The sequence below is a fragment of the Paenarthrobacter sp. Z7-10 genome, assembly GCF_026932795.1.
GTDB lineage: Bacteria > Actinomycetota > Actinomycetes > Actinomycetales > Micrococcaceae > Arthrobacter_M.
Window position 1 is genome coordinate 1 of record NZ_JADPVH010000040.1, and the last position, 18,348, is coordinate 18,348.

Consider the following 18,348-nt stretch of genomic DNA (forward strand, 5'->3'; position numbering starts at 1 on the left):
CGGCCGGCCGGAACAGCGGCCGGCCGCGGACAGTGAGCAAGACCAGAGTCACCATCAGCTGCTAAGAGGGGCACCAGGTGCAACAGCAACGCAGAATTTTCCGTTCGTCCCCTGGACGGGCACGAGTGGCAGTTAAAGTCGCGCTGCTGGGGTTTGCGCTGATGCTGCTCCCAGCAGGAGCGCTCTTTGCCGCGAATCAGAATGTCAAGCCTGGAATCACTCTGCAGGTGTCGCCGGCCAGCCAGTCGGTCGAACGGGCAAAGAACGCGGTTTACATCGTTTCCGTCACCTCCACCGGTGGACTTTCGGGAAGCGTGTCCCTGAGCGCAAACGGTCTGCCGGCCGCCGCTTCGGCGACCTTCTCGCCGTCGTCGGTGGTCCTGCAGCCGGGAAGTACCGCATCGGCAACCATGACGGTGACCACCACGGCGAATACTCCGGTAGGCCCCTATAGCCTCTCCGTGCAGGCGGTAAGCGGGAAAGTCACCGGCAGCGTTGCCGCGGGACTCACCGTGAACTACCCGCTGTCCAGTTCCCTGGTGTTGGCCGTCACTCCGGGGTCGGTCACAGTTCCGGCAGGAAGCTCGGGCGTCTTTACCGTTGCCTTGGACCGTAAAAACATTGCCGGACCGGTTGACCTGCGGGTGTCGGGAGGGCTGCCAGCCGGTGCTGTCGTCCTTTTCACGCCTAACCCTGTGACGGGAGCGTCGACGACGCTGAAGATCAGCACTGACGTTGACGCCGGAAAAGGCACTTACACCCTCAATTTGGTGGCCACTGGCAAAGACGATGCCGGAAGATCCCAAATCGCCTACGCCAGCACGGTGCTGATCATCGATGCCACCAAGAAGAACTTCACCATCACCGGAACGCCGGCTGGTCTGCTGGCGCCAGGCGTCTCCGTCCCCCTCGACCTGGCCGTTTCCAATCCGGACAAAAAGTCTTTGGATCTGACTAATCTGTCGTTTTCCATCCAGAGCGTGACGCGCACCTCAGAGGCGATCTCGCGGAACCTGCCCTGCAGCCGCGCGGATTACACCGTTTATCAGTTCAGCGGACCCTATCCCGTGACTGTTCCGGCAGGGACCACATCGCTGTCCAGTCTGAACGTTGCGGTGGCTCAATGGCCCCGGATCGGAATGCTTGACACCTCCGCCAACCAGGACGGCTGCAAGGGCGCAATACTGCAGCTGACCTACTCCGGATCAGGACAGGGCAACTGACATGCTGTGGATATCTCGGATTTCGTCGCACCGTCAGACGCTCCATGCTGCGGACGCGGCGATGGTCGCACCTTCGACGGTCGCCCCGTTGATGACGGGCGCGCCGTCGATGGGCGGCGGACGACGACGGCGGCAGCGGCGGGGGATCGCCGCGGCCTCGCTGGCTGCGGTCCTCTCCGTTGCGGCTGGCGGCGGAGTCGCCTTCGCGTATTGGACGACTGGGGGGACCGGCAGCGGCTCGGCGGTAAACAGCGATCTGCAGGCAGTGACGGTGGAGGCCTATGCCGCGGCCGGGCCCGCCCAATCCGCCCTGTTTCCCGGCGGCAGCTCCGACGTCACCATGCGGGTGACGAACGAGAACTCCTACCCGGTGCATATTTACAGCGTTACAGCTGCCGGACCTGTCACCGCTGATGGCGGGCATTCCGCCTGCACGAACAATGGAGTCACCTTCGGGCCCGTTTCCAGCCCGCTCAGTCCGGCCACTTCGATCGCGGCCCATACCACCTCCGTGGTGGTCCTTCCCGCCGCGGCGAAGATGGACACCAGCTCGCAATCCGCCTGCCAAGGCGCGTCCTTTTCCCTGCCAGTGACTGTGGAGGTCCGTAAGTGAAACCGCAGCCCCACCCCCCGGTATCGGCGCGCACTCGGTGGCTGCGCACACGCGCACCCTGGATCCTGGCCGGAGTGCTGCCGTTGGCCGCCCTCTCCTCTCCGGCCTACGCCTTTTGGCAGTCCCAGAGCACGGGCAGTCTCAGCGCTGCCGCGGATTCCATCGCCGCAGGGGGTAAGCCCTCCGCCACTGCCGCCGGAGCCGACGTCTCGGTGAGGTGGCCGGCATCCAGCACGTTGCAGGGCGGCGCGGTTGCAGGCTACGTCCTTGCCCGTTACAGCACCGCCACGGGCGGCACCAGCGTTCCTGCAACGGGGGGATGCAGCGGTACCGTTACGGCGTTAAGTTGTGTCGAGGCCGCGCTTCCGGTTGGTACCTGGTATTACGCCGTGACCCCCGTGATCTCCTTGTGGACGGGAGCGGAGAGTCCCCGCAGCATCGGCGTCAACACGGACAAGACACCGCCCGTTGTGAGCGTCACTTCGATTTCCCCGGCGCCAAACCCTGCTGGTTTCAATAACAGCAGCCCGGTGACGGTCAATCTTGCAGCCGACGACGGCACTGGGGGATCGGGGGTCGCGTCCATCAGCTACAGCGTCGACGCCGGAGCCCAGACGGTCGTGGCCGCCGCGAGCGCCGCCGTCGTCCTGACTGCAGAGGGAATGCATACTATTTCCTACTTCGCCACGGACAATGCCGGCAACTCCGGCACGGCGCAGACTATTGCCGTTCGGATCGATACTTTGGCCCCAACCGGTGGGTCGGTAACCGTGCCGACCTACGTCAACGCGGGCAACGTCGCAGCGGTCCCCGTCCGTGGCACCGCGGAACCAGGCAGCTCCGTAACGCTCCGGGTGTCCGACGCCGGTTCCGTGCACACGTTGACATCAACAGTTGCCGCAGATGCCACCGGAGCATGGTCTGTGCCCGGTTTGGACCTGAGCGGATTCAACCAAGGCACCCTGTCCTTTGCTGCTACCGCCGTGGACGCTGCCGGCAATGCAGGGCTGGCCGTCGTCGTGACGAGCATCAAGGACACGCTTTCGCCCTCGATTCCCACCGTATCCGCTCCGACCTACGTCAATAGTGCCAATCGGACGAACGTACCCGTCAGCGGGACGGCCGAAGCCGGCTCCACGGTTTCCCTCCGGGTCACGGACGCGGGAGCCGTTCACACCGTGTTGCGGACCGCCACGGCGGGCGGCAGTGGTGCATGGTCCGTCACCGGGCTGGACCTGTCCGCGTTGAATGACGGCGCGCTGACGTTCAGCGCCGCGGCTGCGGACCCAGCCGGGAACACGGGAGGAACCGGCTCCGCGTCCAGCGTTAAGGATGTGCTGGTTGCTGCTCCGTTTATCACCGCCCCGGGCACGGTCAACAGCAGCAATGCCACGACCTTTCCAGTCGCCGGCAGCACCGAAGCCGGCGCATCGGTGCGCCTCACAGTCAGCGACGGGGTTACGGCGCATACGGTGACGAAAACCGCGGTGGCCAATGGCTCCGGAAGTTGGGCAGCCAGCCTTGATCTCAGCGGAATGAACGCCGGTACTCTCAGCTACAGCGCCGTCGCCACCGATCCGGCCGGTAACGTCAGCGGCCCGGGAACGGCGACCGGCACGAAAGCCGGGCCGAAAGTGACTGCCGTTGGACTCGTCGGTGGTAACGGCGTGGCGGCTGCGGGTGATTCGGTGAGCATCACCTTTGGCCAGGCGATGAACGGGAGTACCTTCTGCTCCGATTGGACGTCCCCGGGCGTGCAGACCCTCAGCGGCAGCAACGACGTCGTCGTCACCATAACGAACGGGACAGCGGAGGACACGCTCTCGGTCACCAGTACCAATTGTCCCGGGTTGAAGATCGGCAGCATCGGCTTGGGCGGGGACTACGTCTCCAGCGGCAGCGCTACATTTTCCGCCACCGCCAACGGCAGCAGATCCTCGGTGTCCTGGAATCCGACGACAGCGACACTGACCATCACGCTGGGAACCAAGCAGACCGGCACATTGGCCACCGCGCCAGCGAGCGTTGGATATCCGTCTTACACACCGGTTGCGGGCCTCCAAGACTCGGCCGGTAATCCGCTGGGAACGACAACCTTTACCTCCGGAACCGCTTCCAAGTTCTGAGCCGAATGGCGAGGCCTGCGGGCCCCGCCATACGCGCGCCCGCCGCTGCTGCCGCCAACTGAATCTCCCGGTGAAACTCAGTGCATCCGGCGTCATTTTGGTGGCTGGCCGCGCAGCAGGCACCCGATTTCCGCTCGATTGACCAATTCCGTATACGACACCTGGCCGCGTTGGCAAGCGCGTTCTCCAGGCGCGGAGACGAACTCCCCGCCGAGCTCGCAAGCCGGAACGGACGGGCTGCGAAACGGGCGGAGCCCAAAACCCACAGCGCAGCGAAACCTCACGGACTCGGACGCCCCGATCATGAAAACCGTTGACGGGTGCGCGGACTCTGGAAGGCAGCCGAAGAGGGAAAGTTGTGGCCGGTTGCCTCAGTCTCCACAGCCTCCGCACCAACAGGGGCCATCTAACGACGAAGAGCAGCCGGTTCGTTGCCACTTCGGGCCTGGAAACCAGCGACAACTCTTCGAACCGCGAATCAACGAGGTCCAATTTAGCAGTGGCAATCAGCACAACACAGCCCCGGCATTCAGGCCACTACCCACCGCAAGGAACGCTAAGGAGCGCCGAACCCGCTGAAGCCGCCGTGGCTGAATCCCGCAATTATATTGATGACGGCCGGTCCCAGAATGATGATGAACAGGACCGGAAAGATGAAAAACAGCAGTGGAAAGAGTACGAAGACCGGCAGCTTCATCGCCTTTTCCTCAGCTCGCTGCCGGCGCTTGATCCTCATTTGTTTTGCCTGGGTGCGCAGCACTTTGGCTAGGCCAATACCGTAAATATCGGCTTGGACGATGGCCCGGACGAAGCTTTTGAGATCCGGAACGGTGGTGCGGTCAGCCAACGCCTGGTAAGAATCCCGGCGTGAGCGGCCCAGCTGCATGTCCTGGAGTGTTCGAATCAGTTCCTCGGCGAGCGGGCCGCTGCCGTTGTTGCCCGCCCTGGCCATCGCGCTTTCAAAACCCAGCCCTGCTTCCACGGCGATGAGCATCTGATCCAAGGTGTCCGGCAGCGCCAGTTGGATGGCCTTCTGCCGTTCCTGGCCCCTGCTGAGCAGGAGTAGATCCGGAATGAAGTACGCGAGCAGGATTAGGAAGACGGCCGCAAGAATTAGCTGTGTGCCGGGGCGGATACTGATGATCAGGATTCCCAGCAGCGCCCCGACCAGTGCAAGCGAGGGCTTGACAATGATCAGCCGCTCCATTGGCATGGAGGCAGGCCGACCGGCACGTGCCAGCAGCAGGTCCAGCTTGGCCTGGTATCCGGACGGTGTGATTTTGCGTGCCAGTGCAGGCAGCAGCTGGCGCGCCGCGGGGGCAGAGGCCGGCCCGTGCGGCACGCGGCCAAGGTTGCCCAGCACCATCGCCCGGGTCTTGGTGTCCACGGTGATCCATGACCAGGCCAGGTAACCGACCGGACCAACAACCAAGGCGATGAAGATCCATACGATAACTGGCATTGCGAAGCCACCCTTCAGAATTTGATCTGGACGATCTTGCGGAGCCAGAGACTGCCGATGATCATCATCACGGCACCGATTCCCAGCAGTGCCCAGCCGAGCGCACTGCTGGTGAGGACGCCGAGGTACTTGGGGTTGAGCACCATGAGCATGAGCGCTATGCCGAAGGGGAGCGCCAGCAGAATGACCGCTGACAGGCGTCCCTCGGCGCTGAGCGCCTTTACTTGGGCCTTGATTTGTCCCCGTTCACGGATTGTCTCTCCGACATGGTCCAGCACTTCCGCCAGGTCCCCTCCGACCTCGCGGTTGATTTGGATTGCTTGGCAGATCCACTCGAAGTCATCACTTTTCATGCGCTGGGCCGTATCGGCCAGTGCCTCTTCAAGGTCGCGGCCGATGCGGGTTTCGTTGATGATGCGGGCGAACTCCTCGGAGGATGGGACATCGGCCTCCTGCGCGGCCGCATCGACGGCCCGAAGAATGCTGTGACCGGCGCGCAGTCCGCCGGAAAGCAACAGCAGATTGTCACCGAGCTGCTGGTCGAATTTGCTCCGCCGCCGGCTTGCGAGGAGGGCCAGGTACGCCCAAGCCAGGACCGGTGCCAGCACGGCCAGTAGGAGTGCCGAGCCAACACCGCTCAACAGCAGGCCCACGACCCCGAGGACCCCGGTTCCCGCGGCGACCAAAATGAGGAAATCCGCGGGCGACAGGCGCAGGCCGGCGTTGCCCAACTGGGAGCGCGTGAACGGGCCGCCGCCGACGGATTTGTTCAGCCCGGCCACGATAGCCGCGGTGAACCCGGAGAACTGGGTTTTGCTGCCATTACCGAATGGCCGCCGCCGGCTCAGGGGCAGGGCGGATTGCTGCGGCTTAAGCACCACCAGAAACAGCACGACGACGGCGCCAACGCATAGCGTGAATCCCGCCGTCATAACCAGCGCGGGCACGTCTACCGCCTTCCTTTGTAGACGGGCTGGTCGCCAAAGACGCTGTCCGGGAGGACGATGCCAAGCTCCTTGAAATGGTCCACAAATCGGGGTCTTATTCCAGTTGGCACCGGTTTCCCCAGGAACCTGCCGGACGCATCTACGCCGGCAGCATAGTCGAAAAGGAAGGCGTCTTGGAGGGTGACGATGTCGCCTTCCATGCCCTGAACTTCGGTAATATGCGTGACTCTCCGGGTGCCGTCGCGCAACCGCGACAGGTGCACGATCAGGTTGACTGCGGACGCTATTTGTTCACGGATGGCCCTCAACGGCAAGTCCATGCCGGCCATCAAAACCAGCGTTTCGAGCCGGGCGACTGCATCTCTGGGGGAGTTGGCGTGAACTGTGGACAGGGATCCGTCGTGGCCAGTGTTCATCGCCTGGAGCATGTCCAGCGCCTCCCCGCCCCGGACCTCGCCGACCACGATCCGGTCCGGCCTCATGCGCAGGGAGTTGCGCAAGAGATCGCGGACAGATACTTCGCCCTTGCCCTCAATGTTTGCTGGCCTGCTTTCGAGGCGGACCACGTGCCGCTGCTGCAACTGCAGTTCAACCGCGTCTTCGATGGTGACGATTCTGTCATTGGTGGGAAGAAACGTGGAGAGGACGTTGAGCAGCGTTGTTTTCCCGGTCCCCGTGCCGCCCGTGACGAGGATATTCAATCTGGCCTTGACGCAGGCGTTCAACAGCTCGGCCATTCCCGCGGAAAGGGTGCCATAGTCAATTAGATTCTGCACAGTCAGCGGAATGCGGCCAAACTTTCGAATGGTCAGCGACGGACCGTTGATGGCCAGCGGAGGAATAATGGCGTTTACCCTGGAACCGTCTTCCAGCCTTGCATCAACCATCGGAGAAGACTCGTCGATGCGCCGGCCAATCCGGGAAACGATGCGTTCGATCACCCTGCGGAGGTGATCGTCGGTGGCGAATCGGGAATTGGATAGCGAGAGCTGTCCGGCGCGTTCAATGTAGATCTGCTCGGCTCCGTTGACCATGATTTCCGTCACCGAGTCATCGTCCAGAAATTGCTGCAGTGGCCCATACCCGAGGACGTCGTCGCCGATCTCCTGGATCAGCCGGCACCGCTCCTCGGGAGACAAGGGAACCTGTTCGGCATCGACGACCTGGCTCAGCTCCTCCCGGGCGGACTTGCGAAGATCCTCCTCACTGAGATTGGGATCGGTTACCCGTGATCCCATGCGTTCGAACAGCGAGTCCCCGGCTCGCTGCTTAAGCCCGGCGAGGGCGGTTCCCGTGCCGCTGGACGATGCAAACTCCGGGGAGGCAGGGGCGAACTGAGTACTTGGCCCGACGGCGGAGACCGCAGGTTCCGTAGTGGCTGCTGGTCCCCTCGCCGTGCTCAACCTGTCCGAAAGACTCATGACACCACCGCCCGTCGATGCAGTTTCCGGTGGGCCCTGGTTCCCCAATCTGGGTGAAAGCGCTCCACCAATTTGTGCAGGCCCTTCGCCGCAGGATCCCGCACGCCGTCCTGGAGTACCGGGACTCCTTTGTTGGTGGACAATGCCAGCGTTGCGGAGAGCGGGATAACGACGTCGATGGGGACGCCAATCGTGGCCTCCACATCCTGCAGGCTCAACCCGGAGCGCCGATTGGCGAAATTGAGCACAACGTGACGTCCCTCCGGAACCAGTGAAAGTTCGTCAAGGATGACCAGTCCGGAACGGAGACCTCGCACACTCGGGATGTCCATACCCACGACCCAAACGGCATCGGTGGCATGTTCCAACGTGGCCAAGGCGTGCTCACCGAGACCGGGCGCCGTATCAACGACAACATAGCTGAACTCGGTGGCCAGCTGCGCCAATAGTTGCCGAACGTGCTCCGCTGTGATCAGGTCCGCTTCGTTTGGACTCTTTGGCGCACAGAGCGCGTAAATTCCACTCGGATGGACGGTCAGGAGGGCTTTGAGAACCATCGTGTCCCGCGATGCGGCTCCGGTGACTGCGTCCACCAGCGTGTGTTCCGGATCAAGGAGAAGACCCGAAGCAACATCACCAAACTGGAGATCCAGGTCCACGATCACCACGCTCATCGGTGCGACCTTGCCCAAACCCACGGCGAGGTTGGTGGCTACAGTGGTTTTGCCAACGCCTCCCTTGGGCGACATGACCGCTATGACGCGGCCGACGTCGCGCTGCGAAGCTCCCGGAGCGGACAATCCGCGCCGGCGTCCTGCGGCCGAAAGACAGGCGCGTTCCAAAAGGACGCGGATGGTTTGGACGTCCGCGTCCGGGCTGATTATGTCCCGGATTCCCGCGCGCATGGCGCTGAGGACGAGTTCCGCCGAGGTGTCGGCAGCCAGCACAACGCTGATTTCCGGGTACTGCAGGTCGATGACGGTGGCGAGCTTCAGCGCCTCATCCGCAGCGACACCAGGTCCGAGGATGATCACTTCGGGCGGCTCGTCGGTCTGCTGTCCGATGATGTCGTGCGGGCCGGCGTTCAAGGCCGACGACGGCAGGGTGCGGATGGTGCCATAGAGGCCACCTGAAACGGCTTCCCGTACGCGGCGTTCAAAATCGGCGACCGGGGAGATAACAATAAAACGGCTCATTTGAAAACACCTTCCTTGTCCAGCTGATCCGTCGGGTTTGTGGCCATCTCCGGGTTTTCTTTGGAGAGATAAACTTTGCCGAATTCAGCGCCGTGGATCGTATGGGTGGCGTCCTTACCGGATTGGGCCAGCGTTATCATGATCGATGTCCCCGAATTTGGCTGGGGGCTTTGGCTGGCTCCACCGAGCGGCGCCGTGGAGCCGCCCGAGATGACGTTGGTCACGAGGACCTTGTGAAATTCCAGTTTCGTGGCCGGGCTGTCCGCCGTGCCGGGCGCTGTACCAGTGTTGTAGGAGATAAAGACACCAACCGTGTCTCCGGCCTTCAGCTGGCCGCCGGCGACCCGTTCGGGTTCGAGTTTGAGGGTCACTTCTTCGAGGCCTTTGGGCACCGGCGCCTCGTTCGGTGACTGCAGCGAAGCGGGGTCCACCAGCCGTGAGTCGAGCAGCTGCTCGCCCGGCATCAGATCCACGCCGGCAACCTTGCCCGCAAACTGCGACAGATCCGTCACTGCGCCGCCCGCTATGGCCGACTTCGGTATGGACCGGCCCTTCACCAAGCTTTCCAGCTTGTCGACAGGGGTGCCGGCTGCTATCCGTTCTTGAACAACCAGGACTTCGACGGGGCTCATTCCGGTCTGCGCACGGCGGTCGGCGGCCTGGACATATGTAGCGAGGAGGACCATGCCTATGATGGCTAACACTAAGGCTGCGGCGCCCCCCAGCAGGCGGGTTTTCAACACGTTTGGCTCCTTTTATTTAGTCAAGGCCACGAAGCGGCCGCCGAGGTCCGGCCCACCGGGCGTGAACCCGGCGTCCAGTGACACGTACTGGACGAATTTGCCGATGATGCCGCGGCAGCTGCCGCTACAGTCGATGGACGACGGCGAATACCCGGTGTTATGGAAGACCAAGGGCGCTGTGGTTCCACCGGAGAACTTCCAGCCCAGCACCCGGAAGGCGGCAAAGCCGCGGATGTGGAAATTACCGCCGCCCGTGCCGCTGGTTTGGTCGTAGACGGGCAGCAGGGTGATGGCCGGTCTTCCGGCCGCAATGGTGGCGATCCAGGCATTGAAGACGCTGTTGCAGTTTCCAGGCGCGTTGTTCCCCGGGCTTCCGATCGCGATGCCCCCGCTGGCGTTGATGTTGATGGTTGATTGGCAGAGTCCCGGGTCCTGCTGCAGCCAGCCGAAGCCGCCGGGTACCACCAGGCCCGATGTTCCCCGAGAACAGGTGTGGGCGGCATCGGTCATGTGGTACCGCAGCAGCTGTACGGTTCCGCTCAGATCGAATTGGCAGTCGGAGAAGGTGATGGGCAGCGTTGCCGGTCCGGCGGAAGGACCTCCCCACGCGGCCGTCGCAGCGGCATGGACATCGGAGGTGCCGATGCCGAAGATGCTGGCAAATGCCAGCCGAATGTAATCATGGCCGGCTCCGTCCCTGCTCGACGTCGCAACCCGGACCGTCCCCGCCGAGGGGAAGGTCACGCTGTCAACCTTCGCGACGCCGTCGTTTGCATTGGAATCGGCGAGCTGGAGTGCAGTCGCGCTGTAGCTTCCGCAGCTGCCATTGGCGCAGTTGTTTGCCACCGCCAGAGCCGCGGCGTCCGCACCATTCTGGAGTTGGCCGCGTTCGGCGTACATCATCCCGACGTCGATGGCGATGGCCGCGAAGCCCAACAGTGCCACCATCAGCAGTGCCGTGACGATGGAGACTACACCGCGCTCGTTATCCTCGGATTGGGTCAGCCGCCACATTGCATGACCCCGATCCCGGTCACCCTGGGTGCGGCGATGGGCAGATAGCCGGTCAGCCAGACGAGTTGATCGGCGACCGTCACCTTCACGCGTGAACCGCTGGTACAGACGGGGACGGTTGCCCCAGATGCCGATGTGTAGGTGATGGTGACGGTACTGCCCGCCGGCAGCCCGGGCGCCGAACTTAGGGCGGTGGTGCGGGCGGTTGCCGCCGAAAAACCAGCCGTGGAGTAGTTAACTGCAACGTAACGGGCGCCCTCCCGTGCGGCCTGACTGGCCGAAATTTGCACATTGTATGCCCGGCCAAATTCCATGATGCCCAGCACCAGCAGCAGGAGTACCGGCAGCACCAAGGCAAGCTCGACGGCCACCGCGCCACGTTCGGAATTCCTGAACTTCATTGCTATTGCTCCTTAACTGGAATCCGGGTGACGGTCCCACCTGTTGGGACCGCCACCCGACGGACGCAGCGTGGTCTACGGGATGGGGATAGCTCCGATCCTGGTTGCGATGGTGGTGAACATCGTCGACAAGTTAGTGCCAAGTAATGTCACGGCGACAATGATGGCGATGGCAATCAGGGCGACCATGAGGCCGTATTCAACGGCGGTTGCGCCTTTTTCCTCCTGGATCATCCGGTTCTTTACGCCGGCCACGAACGCGAGCATGGAGATAATTGCAGAATTCATTTTCCTGTCCTTTTCCTGATGCGGAGACGAAGCGTATTTTCCGCATCCCCCCAAGCGGAACCCCGATAGGATAGGAATACAGGAGCGCTGAATAGCGGCCTAGAGTGGCACTACTTGTCTTTCGGTGTGAAATACTCACCGTTCAGTCCGCTACTTGGGAAGGGCTGCCCCGTGCGGAAAACTGACCATTCATGACTAGAGATTCAGGACATGTGACGCGCTTGTCACGAATGTGTGACATACTGGTGCTCGTAGGAAGGTATTCGGAGGCGCGAGGCTTGGCCCGTTTCCGGTGATGGTCCGGCATCTGTCAATGCCGGACCATCAACCTTCCACCCAAATTTCCGCTCAGCACCTATGGCCGCAGACTTGCCTGCGCCGTTCCGGTTCGCCTGCGCCAATCCGGTCGGCGGGCAGATGCTAGCCTCGGGGTTTCATGAGCGTGTGTCGGGGTGGCGTCATTAAAGGCTGAAAGGTGCCTCTGACGTGGGAAAATGTAGTTACCACACAAACATTTCCTAGACACATCAGGAGCACCCTGCAGGTGAACTACTTTACCGGCTTTTACCCGTCTGTCCGAGTTGATGGCGCCGGTGATGGCGTGGTGTCCCAGGCTGGTGGGGCGATCCTGACCTCGATGCTGAAGGGCTCGGGTATCACGGCGGGATTGTCGGGGACGCTGGAGCCGTGGCGGAAGCCGTTTGCTATCCACAATCCTGGCAAGATCCTCACGGATCTGGCGTTGTCCCTTGCCACGGGCGGGGACGCCGTGTCCGATGTCGACCGACTCCGCAACCAACCGGAAGTCTACGGGCGTGTCGCCTCCGACCCGACGATCAGCCGGCTCTTCAAGATCCTGGCAACGGTCAAACCTGCCAAGGCGCTGTCGGCGATCAACACTGCCCGCGCCGCGGCCCGGGCCCATGTGTGGGCGCACGCCGGGCAAGACTCCCCGCTGCATGGCGTCAGCACGGAGAACCCGCTCACCATTGACATCGACGCGTCCCTTCTGAACTCCCATTCCGAGAAGGAAGATGCCCGCCCGACCTGGAAGAAGGGCTTCGGCTTCCACCCGCTGTGTTCCTTCATTGACCACGGCATCCTGGGCACGGGCGAGCCGCTGGTGACGCTGCTGCGGCCCGGCAACGCCGGCTCGAACACGGCCGCCGACCACATCCAGGTCGTGAAGGACTCCCTGAAGCAGCTCCCGGAAGGGTACCGGGCCGGGCGGAAAATCATGATCCGCACCGATTCCGCCGGCGGCACACACGACTTCCTGAACTGGCTTACCGCCAAACACCGCAACCTCTCCTACTCCGTCGGGTTCCCCATCCACGGCGCCGTCGCAGACGTCCTGCCCCTGATTCCCAAGAACGGGTGGACCAGTGCGTACGACAGCAACAGATTCGAACGCGACGGCGCCTGGATCGCCGACATCACCGGAATGCTCGACCTCTCGGCCTGGCCGGCAGGGATGCGTGTCATCGTCCGCAGGGAAGTCCCGCACGTCGGGGCGCAGCTGCGGATCACCGACATCGACGGGCACCGCTACACGGCCATCGCAACGAACCAAAAGAAAGGCCAGCTGGCCGTGCTGGAAGTCCGCCACCGGCTGCGGGCACGGTGTGAGGACCGGATCCGCAACGCCAAGGACACCGGATTCGCGAACCTGCCCTTCAAGTCCTTCACTGCCAACGAGCTCTGGTGCCATGTCGTCATGCTCGCCGCCGAGATCATGGCCTGGACCCAAATGGTCGCGTTCACCGGGACGAAGGCCAGGCGCTGGGAACCCAAGAAACTCCGGGCCAGGCTGTTCGAAATCGGTGGGAAGATTGCCAGCCACGCCCGCCGAACCACCCTCCAACTGGCCTCCACAGCCCCGGACGTGGCGCTCCTGCTCAAAGGGTGAAGCGCCTCGCGGCACTGGGCCCACCCTGAGCCGGCACCGCCACCCGCCCGCACCCATTCAGAAAACACCAGTAGCACCGTGACCGGCGTGGAACCGGCCACCGACAACCGCCACCAGGCCAGCGGGCGCATTGTCACACCCACATGCCAAAATCAGAACCGTCAGGCAGACGGTCAGCCCTGAACCAGAAGAAACCCCACGTCATGAAAAATCGAGGCTAGTCGTCCCTGCCGCCGGGAGGCTGAGACCTTCACTCCAGCGGCAGGGACACAGTTGAGCTTAGCGGTACAACCCGCGTACGGCTAGGAAAAGTTTTCGGGCGGGGCCTTGCACCGGGAGCAGCTGATTCCGTGCCGCTCTTTTGTGATTACTCTGCGTGAGTTCCTTGACCCACTGCGGCGTCAGTTTGCCGAGCTTCGCGTCGGTGATGTGCTGCAGGAAGGACCGCGAACGGTCCCAGCGCAGCCGTGTGCGGCGGCCTTAGGACGGCAAGTTATTTCGAGAGGCCGGAGACAAGGTTGATGGTGGTGGCCAACACGATGGCGCCGAGCAGGTAGGAAAGGAGAGCGTGTCGTAGCACGGTGGAGCGGATTGCGCCGGTTTTCAGATCGGTGTCGGATACCTGGAACGTCATGCCTACTGTAAAGGACAGGTAGGCGAAATCGACGTAGCGCGGCGGTTCGCTTTCGTTGAAGCTGACGCCGCCGTCCGGACCCGTGTAGTAGATGGCGGCATACCGCAGCGTGTAGAGAGTGTGGACCAGGAACCAGGACAGGGCCACGCTACCCAGGGCCAGAGCGACGATGGCGGCTCGGCCGCCACCTTGGGCCGAGGCCGCATCGAGGAGAATCAGGGCCACCCCGCCAAAACTGCCGATCGTGGCGGCGAGGACCAGCACATCGGAGATGGCACTCCCCGGGTCCTCACGCGTTGCGTAGCTGGCGGTTTGGGTGCTGTCCATGGATCCGATGGTCGGCCATACCCAAATCAGGTAGGTCAGGCTCGCCGCTGCCCAACCCATGGTCGGTGCGTAGGGCCACGATCCAAGAAAGCCCACCAGCAGGGCCGTTGCCAGCCCAATAACGGCCATAACGATCAGCCGCAGTCTGGTGCGGTGGACGGGGGAGTTGATGTTGAGGGTGGTCATCAGCCGATCATGACATGCTTTGCTGCGATTCTCAGCCGGACAGCCCCGGTGGGCTGGGAGGGATTCACAGATTGCTTCCAGCGAGTATTCCTACTCTGACTAATATGACGGAACTGAGCAGACTTCCGATTGTCGGCGGTCCGGTTCCTTGGCTGATCGACGCCTTCGGCTTGGCCGCGCTTGTTTGGCTCGCGTGGGGCAGCCGGCGTTATGTCACTCGATGGCTGCCCGCTGCCGCCGTTGCGTCCTTGCTGCTCGCCGGGCTGGTTTGGTTCTTTTCGGAGCGAGTCTGGAACCTGTGGGGAGCGCCGCAGCCCAAGCGCGTCTACCTTTTCGCAGCGCTCGGTTTCTTGGCCGTCCTGCTGATGGTGCCCAAGATGATTCAGTCCCGACGCCTGGCGGCCAAGATTGTTGCGTTCCCCGCCGCTGCTTTGCTGATTGTTACGTCCGCGTCCCTGCTTAACCTGACCTTCGAGTACTACCCGACCTTTGGCTCGCTCTTCGGCGATACCGGCGTGAAGGTCGAAACGCTGCAGCAGTTCCGTGCCAGCCACGGGGGCGGTGCCGACATGCAGCCGGCGGCGACGACGCTGGCCTCCTGGCAACCGCCGTCGGACATGCCAGCGGAAGGGCAGATGCTGCAGGTCGCGATACCGGCCCCAACCTCACACGAGGTTTCGTCGTCGGCGTATGTGTACCTGCCGCCGGCCTACCTCGGCTCCCGGCGTGCCAACCTGCCCGTGCTCGTCCTCATCCACGGCGTGCCCGGCGGCACCTTGGACTGGCCACGGGGCGGCATGATCGCCCAGTTCATGAACCACTATGCGCAGGCGCACAATGGCCTGACCCCAATCGTCGTGATGCCGGATGCGGGCGGACGCTGGGCGAAATACCCGCCACTGTGCCTAAACAGCGGGCAGGGGCAAGCCGCGACCTACCTGGCGCATGACATTCCCGACTGGGTCAAGAAAACCTTTGGCGCTGGTACGTTGTCCGCGCGGCAGTGGGCCATCGGCGGCTTTTCCTACGGCGGTACCTGCGCGATGCAACTCGCCGTTAATTACCCGGGAGTTTACCCGACTTTCATCGACAGTTCGGGCGAGAATGAGCCCTTGATTTCACAGGGCCATGATGTTCTGCTGCGCCAGTACTTTGGTGGCAGCCAGGCTCGGTTCGAGCAACAGAACGCCCTGAACGTTTTGAAAACCCGACGCTTCCCGCATTCCGCTGGTATCGTCACAGTTGGCCGGGCGGATTCGTTTTATCGGCCGCAGGGCATCCAGGTATTCGACGCGATGAAGCGGGCAGGCATGGATGTCGCCATCCAGGACGCCCCCGGTGGCCACGCCTGGCCGGCGTGGAAATACGGCATGGAAAACAATATGGATTGGCTGCTGTCCAGACTGGGCGTCCTGCCCAGCCCGACCCAGCCACCGGCACCGCCCGGCAACGCCGTCGACACAGCCTCGCCTTGAACGTCCGCTGGTGCGCTCAGGATGGCAGTACTGAGCGCAGGATTGCTTCCATTTTGTCTCCTAGGTAGCGCTGGGCTTCGGCGCTCGGGGTGGTCACAGTCCGGGCCGATGTGCGTGATCCGTCGGGCCGGCTACCGTGCCAGGCCAAGGCGCGGTGCCAGCCATGTCAGCGCAGGTCCCAAAGCCTGGATCGGCACCGTCCAGGCGTGTCCGGCGCCGGGAACGGAATCGGTGGCCACGGTCATGCCGGAAGCCTTGGCTGCGGTGGCAACCTGGTTCATGTATTCGCTGAACTGGCCGTCTTGAGCGCCTGCCGCGAAGTATATCCAGCTGTCCGGGTACCGGGTCCGGGCCATCACGTTCAGCGGTGTCACGGCGTCGAAGGCGGCCGAGTTGCCGCCGAAAGCCGCCGCTATGGTCGCTGAACGGTCCGCTGCGAGGGAAGGCTCCAGTTCACCGCTTAAATCAATCGCGGATGGATAGATCTTTGGGTGCAGCGCCGCCATCTGCAGGGCGCATGTCCCGCCGAAGGAAAACCCACCGATGACCCAGTGCTTCGGGTTGGGGTCAATGCCAAGGCTGTCCTTGATCCACCTCGGTATGTCGACCGAAAGGTAGGTGTCCGCCAGGGCGATGTTCGAGTCAAGGCACATGGTGTTCCCCAAGTTTGATCCGTTCACGTCGGGGACGACGACGACGGGGGCCAGACCTTTATGGGCGGCGGCGAACGAGTCCATCAGGAATTGAAGTCGGCCGGATTTGAGCCACCCTGCGGGGGCGCCGGGTTGGCCGGTGATGAGAACCAGCACCGGCAGCAGCGGATGTCTGGGTGCTTGATACGCCGGTGGAAGATAGACATATCCGGTGCGGGCCGTGAAGCCGGAAACGTTGCCCGGAATCTGGACTGAGTTGACTGTTCCGTGGGCGGGAAGGCCGGCTGGCTCGACCCAATGGCTTATCACCGGGCCCGTGGGTGCGTTTGAAGAGCCGATGGATTGCAGCGGTTTGGCGCGGAATGGCGTTATGGAGGCGGTGCTGGCCCCCGTGACATCACCGATGGTTCGGTAGGCATCAAAGTAGGTGTTGATCTGCATGGCACTACTCAGCAGGACCACGGTCATGGCCACGGGGGCCAGAAGTCGACGCAAGCGTTTGCCGAATACCAGATTTAGGACCATCAGCAGCACGGCCATGACTCCGACACCTATCCACAGTGACACCTCGAGGGGCAGATCATAGGCAGTGAGTCCTAGAACATGGACGATGTACCAGTCGATGGCCCCGGTCAGGACGGTGGCCAGCGCCGCGCCGCCGGCGACGAACAATAACCATCGTCGGCCTCGGCGCAACAAAAGCACCGCAGCTGCCCCACATGCCAGGATGGCGATTATCGCCGGGAACACGCCGGTCATCAAGTGAATGCCGGAAATTCTTCCCATGTCGTTTCCGTTCTGATCCTCGGATGGTCTGCTGCAGCTTTTGGACATGCGATTGCCCGGGACGGCTGGCCATCAGCATAAGAAGTTCCGCTGGGGTTTTCCTGAGGGTGAGCAGGTGCGCAGGCTCCGGTTCGCTGGCTGGCGCTCAGGGCGCCTAGGGAGCTGATCAAATCGGCCAAAGCCGCAGGACGCAGCGGCCGGTTACCACCGGTCGCCTTCCTGTTGTTTGCTACCTTCAGGCGTCCGGTCGCGGGCAAAATCCCGTGAGTCAGGCACTGGCCCGAATATACGAAGTGGGGACATGAGTCGCAGGATCTGGACTTGGTAATGGTTCCATACGCCGGTCATGAAGAGAACGCCGGCTGGGGCGACGATGCACGATGCCAGCACATCGGTCGGGTAGTGTGCGCCGATGTAGATGCGGGAGACTCCCACGACGATGACGATGATTACGGTCACGATAAAAGCAGGGCGCCGCCATCGAGTACCCCCGGCAAGGACGTTGATGGCGATGGCGAAGGCGATAGCAAAGGCGGCGTGGCCACTCGGGTAGCTGATCCACACGGGGTCATCACCTCGGCTGTGCCGGTGGACAACGAGCTTGACCAGCAAAGAGTTTGCACATCCCGCTGCAATTAGTGTCCCAAAGGCGACGGCGTTCACCGGGCTTTTGCCCTTAAGGAGGATGAGTAGGCACAACAAGGCGGTCCAAATCGGACCGGCGACGTCGCCGAAGGTAACGTCAACAATCAGCGCCACCGTTGCAAGGAAGGGGGTTTGATACATGGATAAGAACACATCCGCACTGCCCTCCGCCGAGGTGAATCGCGGACTCATGTCCAGAAGCCACCCGGCGCCGACGGCGAAACCTGTCGCAACGGCCGGACCTAATATCCAATGACGTCGGCTTGGCAGATTGAGCAGACGAAGCTCGCGCACCGGGT

Annotated in this window: 16 protein-coding genes; 5 read left to right on the plus strand and 11 right to left on the minus strand. The window is 62.7% G+C overall.

Annotated elements, in window-relative coordinates; all coding sequences use genetic code 11:
* The first annotated feature begins 125 nt into the window (after window positions 1–125).
* Genes IV498_RS12555 through IV498_RS12565 form a run of 3 tightly spaced genes read left to right on the plus strand, consistent with a single transcriptional unit; the run spans window position 126 to window position 3,962 of the window.
* On the plus strand, window positions 126–1,223 hold the full coding sequence (locus tag IV498_RS12555) for a COG1470 family protein (RefSeq protein ID WP_269047082.1): 1,098 nt from the start codon (window positions 126–128) through the stop codon (window positions 1,221–1,223).
* A gap of 1 nt (window position 1,224) precedes the next feature.
* Window positions 1,225–1,836 carry a hypothetical protein gene (locus IV498_RS12560; protein WP_269047084.1) on the plus strand — a complete coding sequence of 204 codons (612 nt, stop codon included), beginning with the start codon at window positions 1,225–1,227 and terminating at the stop codon, window positions 1,834–1,836.
* Complete coding sequence (locus IV498_RS12565) at window positions 1,833–3,962, plus strand: beta strand repeat-containing protein (RefSeq protein WP_269047086.1); 2,130 nt, start codon at window positions 1,833–1,835, stop codon at window positions 3,960–3,962. The genes IV498_RS12560 and IV498_RS12565 overlap by 4 nt, the downstream gene beginning before the upstream one ends.
* 556 nt (window positions 3,963–4,518) lie before the next feature.
* On the opposite strand, the gene IV498_RS12570 is transcribed toward IV498_RS12565, so the two are convergent.
* The 8 genes from IV498_RS12570 to IV498_RS12605 all read right to left on the minus strand — a co-directional run bounded on the left by IV498_RS12570 (window position 4,519) and on the right by IV498_RS12605 (window position 11,434).
* A complete protein-coding gene (locus IV498_RS12570) occupies window positions 4,519–5,424 on the minus strand; it encodes a type II secretion system F family protein (protein WP_269047088.1) in 906 nt (301 codons plus the stop codon).
* A gap of 14 nt (window positions 5,425–5,438) precedes the next feature.
* The gene (locus IV498_RS12575) at window positions 5,439–6,371 is read right to left on the minus strand and encodes a type II secretion system F family protein (protein ID WP_330059572.1); all 933 of its coding nucleotides are present in this window, start codon (window positions 6,369–6,371) and stop codon (window positions 5,439–5,441) included.
* Window positions 6,372–6,373: 2 nt separating this feature from the next.
* Window positions 6,374–7,792: a CpaF family protein gene (locus IV498_RS12580; protein ID WP_269047090.1), complete on the minus strand. Its 1,419-nt coding sequence runs from the start codon at window positions 7,790–7,792 to the stop codon at window positions 6,374–6,376.
* Window positions 7,789–8,988, minus strand: coding sequence for an AAA family ATPase (locus IV498_RS12585; RefSeq protein WP_269047092.1), 1,200 nt, complete (start codon window positions 8,986–8,988; stop codon window positions 7,789–7,791). The genes IV498_RS12580 and IV498_RS12585 overlap by 4 nt, the downstream gene beginning before the upstream one ends.
* A complete protein-coding gene (cpaB, locus tag IV498_RS12590) occupies window positions 8,985–9,731 on the minus strand; it encodes a Flp pilus assembly protein CpaB (RefSeq protein ID WP_269047094.1) in 747 nt (248 codons plus the stop codon). Before cpaB ends, IV498_RS12585 begins: the two co-directional genes overlap by 4 nt.
* A 12-nt stretch (window positions 9,732–9,743) precedes the next feature.
* Window positions 9,744–10,745, minus strand: a complete 1,002-nt coding sequence (locus IV498_RS12595) for a TadE/TadG family type IV pilus assembly protein (protein WP_269047096.1) — start codon at window positions 10,743–10,745, stop codon at window positions 9,744–9,746.
* Entirely contained in the window at window positions 10,733–11,146 is a 414-nt protein-coding gene (locus tag IV498_RS12600; RefSeq protein WP_269047097.1) for a TadE/TadG family type IV pilus assembly protein, read from the minus strand. Before IV498_RS12600 ends, IV498_RS12595 begins: the two co-directional genes overlap by 13 nt.
* 75 nt (window positions 11,147–11,221) lie before the next feature.
* Window positions 11,222–11,434 carry a Flp family type IVb pilin gene (locus IV498_RS12605; RefSeq protein ID WP_269047099.1) on the minus strand — a complete coding sequence of 71 codons (213 nt, stop codon included), beginning with the start codon at window positions 11,432–11,434 and terminating at the stop codon, window positions 11,222–11,224.
* Window positions 11,435–11,978: 544 nt separating this feature from the next.
* Between IV498_RS12605 and IV498_RS12610 the strand changes: the two genes are divergently transcribed.
* The gene (locus IV498_RS12610) at window positions 11,979–13,343 is read left to right on the plus strand and encodes an IS1380 family transposase (protein WP_269047101.1); all 1,365 of its coding nucleotides are present in this window, start codon (window positions 11,979–11,981) and stop codon (window positions 13,341–13,343) included.
* A 493-nt stretch (window positions 13,344–13,836) separates the two neighbouring features.
* On the opposite strand, the gene IV498_RS12615 is transcribed toward IV498_RS12610, so the two are convergent.
* Window positions 13,837–14,490 carry a DUF1345 domain-containing protein gene (locus IV498_RS12615; protein ID WP_269047103.1) on the minus strand — a complete coding sequence of 218 codons (654 nt, stop codon included), beginning with the start codon at window positions 14,488–14,490 and terminating at the stop codon, window positions 13,837–13,839.
* Window positions 14,491–14,594: 104 nt separating this feature from the next.
* On the opposite strand from IV498_RS12615, the gene IV498_RS12620 reads away from it, so the two are divergent.
* Window positions 14,595–15,965 carry an alpha/beta hydrolase-fold protein gene (locus IV498_RS12620; RefSeq protein WP_269047104.1) on the plus strand — a complete coding sequence of 457 codons (1,371 nt, stop codon included), beginning with the start codon at window positions 14,595–14,597 and terminating at the stop codon, window positions 15,963–15,965.
* Between the two features lie 131 nt (window positions 15,966–16,096).
* Here the strand turns inward: IV498_RS12620 and IV498_RS12625 are convergent, their stop codons facing one another.
* A complete protein-coding gene (locus tag IV498_RS12625; RefSeq protein WP_269047105.1) occupies window positions 16,097–17,404 on the minus strand; it encodes an alpha/beta hydrolase in 1,308 nt (435 codons plus the stop codon).
* 201 nt (window positions 17,405–17,605) lie between these two features.
* The gene (locus IV498_RS12630) at window positions 17,606–18,241 is read right to left on the minus strand and encodes a phosphatase PAP2 family protein (RefSeq protein ID WP_269047107.1); all 636 of its coding nucleotides are present in this window, start codon (window positions 18,239–18,241) and stop codon (window positions 17,606–17,608) included.
* Between the last annotated feature and the right edge of the window lie 107 nt (window positions 18,242–18,348).